Source organism: Streptomyces sp. NPDC054956, from assembly GCF_053609185.1.
The window spans coordinates 1-8,697 of sequence record NZ_JBSGXB010000311.1 but is presented as its reverse complement, the minus strand read 5'-3'; the positions used below and the strand labels follow the sequence as shown (position 1 = coordinate 8,697).

The 8,697-nt window shown below is 70.3% G+C and carries 9 protein-coding genes; 5 read left to right on the top strand and 4 right to left on the bottom strand.

From position 1 onward, the window contains the following. The coding region (locus ACWGDE_RS32345; RefSeq protein ID WP_453392600.1) for an STAS domain-containing protein at positions 1–265 on the top strand (265 nt) is incomplete at its 5' end. Between the two features lie 37 nt (positions 266–302). Here ACWGDE_RS32345 and ACWGDE_RS32340 read toward each other — a convergent pair. Then, a complete protein-coding gene (locus ACWGDE_RS32340) occupies positions 303–623 on the bottom strand; it encodes a helix-turn-helix transcriptional regulator (protein WP_453392599.1) in 321 nt (106 codons plus the stop codon). Positions 624–805: 182 nt separating this feature from the next. On the opposite strand from ACWGDE_RS32340, the gene ACWGDE_RS32335 reads away from it, so the two are divergent. Beyond that, entirely contained in the window at positions 806–1,696 is an 891-nt protein-coding gene (locus ACWGDE_RS32335; RefSeq protein WP_453392598.1) for a SigB/SigF/SigG family RNA polymerase sigma factor, read from the top strand. 75 nt (positions 1,697–1,771) lie between these two features. Here the strand turns inward: ACWGDE_RS32335 and ACWGDE_RS32330 are convergent, their stop codons facing one another. Further along, positions 1,772–1,927 carry a DUF6131 family protein gene (locus tag ACWGDE_RS32330; protein ID WP_453392597.1) on the bottom strand — a complete coding sequence of 52 codons (156 nt, stop codon included), beginning with the start codon at positions 1,925–1,927 and terminating at the stop codon, positions 1,772–1,774. A 230-nt stretch (positions 1,928–2,157) separates the two neighbouring features. Between ACWGDE_RS32330 and ACWGDE_RS32325 the strand changes: the two genes are divergently transcribed. After that, complete coding sequence (locus tag ACWGDE_RS32325; RefSeq protein WP_453392596.1) at positions 2,158–2,631, top strand: universal stress protein; 474 nt, start codon at positions 2,158–2,160, stop codon at positions 2,629–2,631. Between the two features lie 75 nt (positions 2,632–2,706). Here ACWGDE_RS32325 and ACWGDE_RS32320 read toward each other — a convergent pair whose 3' ends face one another. Together ACWGDE_RS32320 and ACWGDE_RS32315 are read right to left on the bottom strand one after the other, a co-directional pair. Then, entirely contained in the window at positions 2,707–3,879 is a 1,173-nt protein-coding gene (locus tag ACWGDE_RS32320; RefSeq protein ID WP_453392595.1) for an agmatine deiminase family protein, read from the bottom strand. 70 nt (positions 3,880–3,949) lie between these two features. Next, positions 3,950–5,377, bottom strand: coding sequence for a purine-cytosine permease family protein (locus ACWGDE_RS32315; RefSeq protein ID WP_453392594.1), 1,428 nt, complete (start codon positions 5,375–5,377; stop codon positions 3,950–3,952). A gap of 563 nt (positions 5,378–5,940) precedes the next feature. On the opposite strand from ACWGDE_RS32315, the gene ACWGDE_RS32310 reads away from it, so the two are divergent. Continuing rightward, positions 5,941–7,287, top strand: coding sequence for a M20/M25/M40 family metallo-hydrolase (locus tag ACWGDE_RS32310; protein ID WP_453392593.1), 1,347 nt, complete (start codon positions 5,941–5,943; stop codon positions 7,285–7,287). Positions 7,288–7,299: 12 nt separating this feature from the next. Further along, a partial coding sequence (locus ACWGDE_RS32305; RefSeq protein ID WP_453392592.1) for a carboxylesterase/lipase family protein occupies positions 7,300–8,697 on the top strand: 1,398 nt, incomplete at its 3' end.

Genomic DNA, 8,697 nt, shown 5'->3' with positions numbered 1-8,697 from the left:
GGTCCATGTCCGCGTGAGCGGGGAGATCGACCTCCACAACGCCGGCGTCCTGCGCGACACCCTTCTGGCCGCCCTCACCTCCCACCGCGGCACCCTCCTGCTCGACCTCCAGGGGGTCACGTTCTGTGACTGCGCCGGCCTCAACGCCCTCCTGGCCGTTCGCCTCGCCGCGAAACGGGCCGGTGGGGGGCTGCACGTCCTCGCCGCCGGCCGCCCGGTGGAGCGGCTCCTCCGGCTCACTGGAAGCGGTTCCTTCCTCGCCTGACCGGCTCGGCCCAAGGGCGCACCGTCGCGCGCGAACCTCACACGTGCGCCGACGCGCTTTCGGCGTCCTCGGCGAAGAGGGCCAGGAGGCCGCCGATGTCACGCCCCTCCTCGGCGGGGTGGCGGAACGTCGCACCCGCTGTGATCCGGTAGTGGTTGCGGCGGCCTTCGCGTACCCGCGTCAGGTATCCGCCCGCCTCCAGGTCGGCGACGATCGACTGGACCGTCCGCTCGGTCAGGACGCACGTCTCCGCGACGTCCCGCAGACGGACACCGGGATCGCGGGCGAGAGCCAGAAGCACCCGGGCGTGGCTGGTCAGGAAGGTCCAGGACGCCCTCGCACCCGTATCGTCTCCCATACCTCCCAGCATGCCCCATTTCTGCAAATACGTCCCGCTTTTCGCGTGATTCTCGACGCACGTCGACGGCAATGCACACCGCCGGAGCGTTCGGACCCCCTCCAGCGGGTATATCCCCCTCGAAGACCACGACGGTCCCGATGCGCCGGCCAGGCGCCGGACCCCTCCGTCGGAGGATTTCCATGTCACCCCTTTCCCGCGACACCGCGGACCCCGTCCATACCGCGCAGCTCACAGCCGGCCTCGACATACCCGAGGATCCGCTCGGAGTCAGCACCTCCGATGCCCGGCACCTGTCCGTTGCGCTGTTCCGGCGGCTGAACTCGCTCACCGAGGGCTCGGCCGAGTACTCGTACGTACGCAATACGCTCGTCGAGCTCAACCTCAGCCTGGTGAAGTACGCCGCCCGCCGCTTCCACAACCGCTGCGAGCCGCTGGAGGACATCGTCCAGGTGGGCACGATCGGCCTGATCAAGGCCATCAACCGGTACGACGTCGACCGCGGGGTCGAGTTCGCGACCTTCGCCCTGCCCACCATCACCGGCGAGATGAAGCGCTTCTTCCGGGACACCTCATGGGCCGTGAAGGTTCCGAGGCGGCTCCAGGAACTGCGGCTCGACATCGCCAAGGGGCACGACGCCCTGGAGCAGCGGCTGGGCAGGCGGCCCACCGATCACGAGCTCGCGCAGCACCTCGGCATCGAGGACGACGCGCTGTCCGAGGGGCGCCGGGCCGCCAACGGATACACCGCGGGGTCCTTCGACGGGCCCGTCGGCGACGACCCGGAGGGCAGGCCCGCGCCGCATCCGCTGGGGGTCGAGGAGACCGCGTACGACCGGATCGAATGCCTGGAATCCCTGAAGCCGCTCCTCGCCGATCTGGGCGAACGCGACCGGCTGATCCTCTCGTTGCGCTTCGGGGACGAGCTGACCCAGGCCGAGATCGGCGAACGGCTCGGCGTCTCCCAGATGCAGGTCTCCCGGCTGCTGGCCAGGATCATGGCGGAACTGCGGACCGGCCTGCTGACGGACGGCACGCCGGAGCCGGACCAGGACGGCGACGGGGCGGACTGAGATGGGGCAGCGGATGACGGTGCTGTCCCTTCGGATGACGGTGCTGCCCCTTCGCCGCGGTCCGCGGCGAAGCCGTCACCAGTAGTGTCGCCGCCCGCCGACGGCGTGCCCGAGCGCGCCCGCGATCCACAGGACCGCGCCCACCACGAGCAGGACGACTCCGATCGTCCACAGGATGCCGATGCCGGTGAGGTAGGCGATGAGCAGCAGGATGAGTCCAAGGATGAGCATGACGTCCCTCGATCCCGCGGTCGACGTCAGCGGAACGATCTGCTCCGCGGCGGCACCGCAGACGGCTTCTACCCCGCCTCGCCGCCTTAATCAGCCGAGGGCGGCCGCGAAGGCGGCGGGGCGCGGCGCGTAGGCGTGTCGTGCCCGGGTAGGGGCCCCACGGGGAGAGACCCGATTGCGCAGGAGAAGGGACGGTTCGGGCCCGCCGGACGAGGAGGAAGGACCGGGTCATGAGCGCCGGCGACGAAGTTCCCCGTGTGGTCGTGGGTGTCGATGGCTCCCCGGCTTCGTACGAGGCCCTGCGGTGGGCGGTGCGACACGGACGGCTCATCGGGGCGACGGTGGAGGCCGTGGCGGCCTATGACGTGCCCGGAGCGGACGCGTGGTCCGCGCCGGCCGTGGACGCCGAGTTCGACGAGGAGCAGGCCAGGCAGGACCTGACCGAGGAGATCGGTACCGTGCTCCCCCAAGTCGGTGAAGTGCCCCTGGTGCAGCACGTGGTGCGGGGAAACGCGGCCGACGTGCTGACCAAGGCGTCCGTCGGCGCCGAACTGTTGGTGGTGGGAAGCAGGGGCCGGGGAGGCTTCGCCAGTCTCCTGCTGGGCTCGGTGAGCCAGCAGTGCGCCCTGTACGCGGCGTGCCCGGTGGTCATCGTCCGGCAGGGGACGGTCGGCGACGCCGCGAAGGCGGAGAGCGGTACCTGATCCTCCCGGTCGGAGGGATCGCCACGCCGGCGCGCAGCGGGCCCGGGTCTGGGGAACGAGACCCGGGCCCGTGGCTCAGCGGTTGGGCTCCTGCATCGTGACGCAGTGCGCGCCACCGCCCCCGTTGCCGTACAGGTTGTCGAGGTTGAGCTGTACGACGGGCCTGCCGTAGGCGGCCGCGATGGCCGTCCTGGCCGCCGCGTCCTTGGCGGTGTCACCGAACTGGGTGGTGATCACCGCTTGGTTGGTCACCGTCCAGTTCATGTACGAGCTGAGGAACGCGGCCTGCTTGCCCCGCGAGATCCGGGGCAGGGTGTCGGGACCCTCGATGGTGAGGACCTGGAGTCGGCGTCCCCTGGCGTCGGTCGCGTTCACCAGCGCGTCGCGGATGGCCTGGGCGTTGGCCGTCCAGACGTCCGGCCGCACCGCGCCGGCCAACTGCACCATCACCACACCGGGCTTGATGTAGCGGGCGGTGCCGTCGATGTGGCCGTCGGTGACGTCCTCCCCGGTGACACCGGGCAGCCAGATCATCTTCGAGGCGCCGAACCGGGAGAGCAGCTCCGCCTCGATCTGGCTCTTCGTCTTGCCGGGGTTCCGGTTGGAGTTGACCCAACAGCTCTCGGTCGCCATCAGCGTGCCGTCGCCGTCGTACTCCACGCCGCCGCCTTCGCCGACCACGGAGGCCCTGGCGAACGGGACACCCGCGTAGGCGGCGAGGTTCTGCGCGACCGCCCGGTCCTTGTTGTAGGCGGAGGCCGGGATGCCGTAGAAGCTCGTGGCGTTCTCGCCCCAGGCGTTGAAGTTCAGGCCGACGGCGTCGAGGCCGCCGACGCCGTCGACGCGGAACAGCGGGCCGGTGTCCCGCATCCAGCAGTCCGAGACGGGAACCGAGCTGATCACCTGGACGGTGGACCCGCACATGCTCCGGGCCTGCGAGGCGGCGGACGAGCCGTCCGCGCACATGATGACCGGCTCGTACTTGGCTATCTCCTTGGCCAGCTTGGCTATGTCGGTCTGGATCTTGGACAGCACGCTGCCCCAGATCGTGGAGCTGGACGGCCAGGACATCCAGGTCCGCTTGTGCGTCGTCTCTTCCCCGGGTACGCGCCAGCCCGCGGCCGCGGCCGGCTGGATGCCGCCGAGGACCGGCCCCACCGCCAGCGCCGCCGCGGCGGCTCCGGTGCGGGCGAGGAGGGTTCGGCGGCTGATGGCCGGCTTGCGACCGTCGTCGTCTGTCGTCTTCACGTGGTGCTCCTACTCATGGAGGTTCCGTACGTGCAGGTCATGAGGTTCCGTACGCGTGGGCGCGGCGTGCTCAGTGGAGTGGCTCCAGCAGCCCCTCCTCCCGGACCATCCGGCGTTCGGTGGCGAGGTCGAGGCTGCGCGCGAAGAGCCAGTACAGGACTCCGGACACCGGCAGGCCGACGAAGATCGAGTAGTCGACGCCACCGAGGTTGTCCGCCACGGGCCCGACGAAGAGGCCGGTGATGACCATGAACGGCGCCATGCAGGCCAGCCCGATCGCGTAGGCGAGGTTCCCGCGCCATCCCCATCGGCCGTAGATGCCGCGCGGGTTGAAGATCTCCTTGACCACGTACAGGCCGCGCCGCACGAAGAAGAAGTCGACCAGGTTGATGGCCGTCCACGGGACGAACAGGTAGGTCAGCACCACGACCACGTTGGCGAAGAACCAGTTGAACTGATCGATGCCGACGAGGATGGAGACCGTCCCGACGGCCACCATCATGATCCCGATCGTCGCGACGCGGATGAGCCGCGTGGGCTTGACCGGCCGGAACGAGTCCACGATCGAGATCATGGTGAGGCTGCCGCCGTACTGGTTGATCGCCATGATGGAGAGCAGCCCGACCAGCAGGACGACGACTGCGACCGTGCCGAACCCGTTGAACAGCCGGTCCGCCGCCAGCTTCAGGGCGGTCACCGGGTCGGTGCCCTTGGGGGCTCCGGCCGAGACCACGGCACCGAGGACGAACACCCAGATCCCGGAGAGCGCACTGGGCAGGTAGGTCCACCAGAAGGTGCTGCGCACGGGGACGTCGGGCCTGAGGTAGCGCGAGTAGTCCGAGACGTACGGCGCCCAGCCCAGCTGGAAGCCCGCGACGAAGACGAACACGAGCATGAACGGGGCGAGGTCGAACGGGCCGGCGTCCCAGACGCCGTCCGGCAGCCCTCCGCCGAACAGGGCCGCCCCGGTGATCGCCGCGGTGATCACGACGAAGGGCCAGGTCAGCCATGTGTTCAGGCGGTGGATCCATTCGTATCCGAAGAGGGCGATCACGGCGGCCACCACGGCGGCCAGCGCATAGCCGAGCCCGTTGGGAATCCCGGTGAGCGTGTTCAGGGCCTGGCCGGACAGCAGGGCATCGGACGTATTGAAGGCCACGTAGTTGACCAAGGCGAACACCCACACGGTGAACGCGGCGCCCAGGTACCCGAACTGCGGTCGTGACTGCACGAGTTGGGGCAGCCCCAGCTGGGGCCCCTGGGCCGAGTGGAACGCCATGAAGAACGTGCCGAAGAGCGACCCGAGGACGGTGGCGATCACCGTCCAGAGGAGCGAGGCCCCCATCGAGAGCGTCACGACGCCGGTCGCCAGCCCCGTGAGGTTGAGGCTGCCCACGAACCAGATGGCGCCGACGTTCGCGGGTTTGCCGTGCCGTTCCTCGAGGGGCACCCAGTCGATCGAGTGCAGCTCGATGCCCGCAGGAGGTGTCGAACCCATTATCTCCGAGGGAATTGTTCCCATTTAATCTCCCATGTACGGGCATCCGTACGGCCGTTGAGCCGCCTTGCCCCTCCAGAGCCGATCAGGCTGGGCTCACCGTAGGGACTGACTGAAATTCCAGTCAATGCTCAAGTCGGATGTTCCCTACAGATGAGGCGGGAGGCGGCGGGGCGCGGCCTCAGTGCACCGGCGTCGGCGCGCAGGCCTCACCCCCGTGACCTGCGACGCAGTGCACGCGGAACCTTCTGGCCGCGCAAGGACGCGTCCAGACTGACGAAAAGTTCAGTAAGGATCCCGCCCACCCCTGGGCTGCCGGCCCGCGACGGAGGCCGATTCCCAGCCTCGCGCTCGCGCTTCGATCAGGAACCGGTGGCCGCGCACGGCGAATCCGCCCGCGATCACGGGGAGAACGAGTGCCGAGGAGCGGGACGATCACGATGCACACCGAGCCGAGCAGGTGGGGTGGACCGGAGCGCAGGGCGATGCTAAACAGGACCTTCAGGAATAGTTACACGTGTAACAGATCATGCCCCGGCGCGCGGCTCAACTGCGGAGCGTAGATGTCCACCCCACCCCGGCCGATGCCCCTGCCCTTCTCCTGGGCCGACCAGGAGCGGCACCTCGTCGGCCACCTTTCGGCGCTGGTCCGTCTGGACACCTCGAACCCGCCGGGCGACGAGATCGCCGTCGCGCGCCATCTCTCCCGTGAACTGTCCCGCTCCGGCATCGCCCACGAGGTTCTGGAGTCCGGGCCCGGACGGGCCAATCTCGTCGCCCGGCTGCCCGGGACGGGGCAGGAACCGCCGCTCATGCTGCTGGGCCACGCCGACGTGGTCGGCGCCCAACCCGACGGGTGGAGCCGTCCGCCCTTCTCCGGCGAGGTTGCCGACGGTCGCATCTGGGGTCGTGGAACCCTCGAAATGAAGGGCCAGATCGCCGCGAGCCTGCTGGTGGTGCAGCTCCTCACCGCGCACCGGATCCGACTGAAGCGGGACGTCCTGCTGGTGGTCACCGCCGACGAGGAGGCCGGCAGCCGGCTGGGGGCGTACTGGCTGTGGGAGAACCACCGCAGCCTCGTCGAGGCCGAGTTCGCGTTCAACGAGGGCGGCGGGCAGCGCTTCGTGACTCCCGGCGGCCCCGTCCACACCGTCCAGGTGGCCGAGAAGGGCAGCGCCCGGATGCGGGTCACCGCTCGCGGGCCCGGCGGCCACGCCTCCGTCCCGCGCTCGGAGTCGGCGGTCTTCACACTGGCCGAGGCCCTCCTCCGGCTCCGCGCGTTCGCCCCCGGGACCGTGGTCCATCCGGCCTCGCGCCGCATGCTCGCCACCTTGGCGGACCTGCACCCGGGCGCGGGCGCGGAGGCCATCGGGCGGCTGTTGGAGGACCCGAGCCGGGACCGGGCGAACGGTCTGCCCATCGATCCCGTCCTGCGGGAGTTCGTCGTCGCCGGGCTGCACAACACCGCCACCGCCACTCTGCTGTCCGCGGGCCACCGGCAGAACGTGGTGCCCGTCGAGGCGAGCGCGGTGCTGGACGGACGCCTCCTTCCCGGCGAGCTGCCCGATCGGTGGGCTGCCGAGGTCCGGAGGGCGGTCGGAGACCGTGTCGAGGTGGAGCTGTTGCACGGCAGGGTGAGCCACGCCGTCCACGACGACCCGGAGCTCCTGCGGATCCTGGGCGATGCCGTCGCGGCCCTCGAACCGGGTGCGCGGCTGCTGCCGTACATCAATCCGGCCGCCACCGACGCCCGCGCCTTCCCCGAAACGAAGGTCGTCGGGTTCTTTCCCTCCGCGAGCGACGCGGACGTCATGCGGCTCATCCACGGACCTGATGAGCACGCCCTGATCAGCGACCTGATGTTCGGCGGGCGCTGCCTGCTCGACGCGGTCCTCAGAATCTCGACCTGAAAGGAGCCACCCATGGGTGCAGTCGTCCAGACCTCGGCCGGCACGATCGAAGGCACGGCCGAGAACGGGCTGTCCGTCTTCAAGGGCATCCCCTACGCACTCCCTCCGGAAGGACCCCTACGGTTCCGGGCGCCGGTCCCGGTCCCGGCATGGGAGGGTGTCCGGCCGGCCACCTCGTTCGGTGCCGCGCCACCGCAGCTGCCGCTGATACCCGGCATGCCCCCGGCGTGGCGGCCGGAGGACGGCATGGACTGCCTCAGCGTGAACGTGTGGACCCCGGGAGGCACCGGCGACCGGCTGCCGGTGATGGTGTGGATCTACGGCGGTGGCTGGAAGACGGGCTACTCCGCCGATCCGAGCTACGACGGCGAGGTGCTCGCCCGGGGCGGCGTGGTCATGGTGACCTTCAACTACCGCGTCGGATTCGAGGGATTCGGCCACGTACCGGGGGCGCCCGCCAACCGGGGCTTCCTCGACCAGGCCGCGGCACTCGTGTGGGTGAGGGAGAACATCGCGGCCTTCGGCGGCGACCCGGACAACGTGACGATCTTCGGCGAGTCCGGCGGAGGCGCGTCCGTCGCCGCCCTGCTGTCCGCGCCCGCGGCGCGCGGGCTGTTCCGCCGGGCCATCGTCCAGAGCATGGCCGGGCGGTTCCTGCCCGAGGAGGAAGCCCGGCGGATCTCCGTGATGATCGGGGAAGCGGCCGGTGTGGGCCTCGACGGTCTGGCTTCCGCCTCCCCCGAGGCGCTGCTGGCGGTGCAGGACGCGCCCTTGCCCGCGATGCGGGCGAATCCGTCGGACTGGACGACGCCCGAGGCCATCACCGCGTTCTCGCCCGTCATCGACGGCATCACCGTGGTCGACAAGCCGTGGCTCGCCCTGCGTTCGGGGTGCGCACGCGACGTCGACCTGATCTCCGGCTACACGCACGACGAGTTCACCCTGTTCGCCATGGGACGCGGGCTCGTCAAGATCAGATTCGGTGCGATGGTCAAGGCCCTGCCCATGATGCTGTCGGCGGCACGCGCGGGATTCCGCGACCGGGCATCGCGCCGGCCGGCGGAGCCCTCGGCCAGGATCCGCGACCTCGACCTCGCCGCCGTCACCGAGGGGTTGGGGCTCGGCCGCCGGGCCGCGGCCGACTACCGCGCCGCCCACCCGGACCTCACCGACCCCGAGCTGTACGTCGCCGTGTTCTCGGACGCGTTGTTCCGGATGCCCGCGACCTGGTTGGCCGAAGCGCACGCCGCGGCGGGCGGACGAGCGTGGCTGTACGACTTCACGTGGAGGAGCCCGGCCTTCGGCGGGGCCCTCGGCGCCTGCCACACCGTGGACATCCCGGCGACCTTCGGCCACACCCGAGGGCCCCTCGCCGGCTTCCCGTTCGGCGGACAGGACCCGTCCCATGAG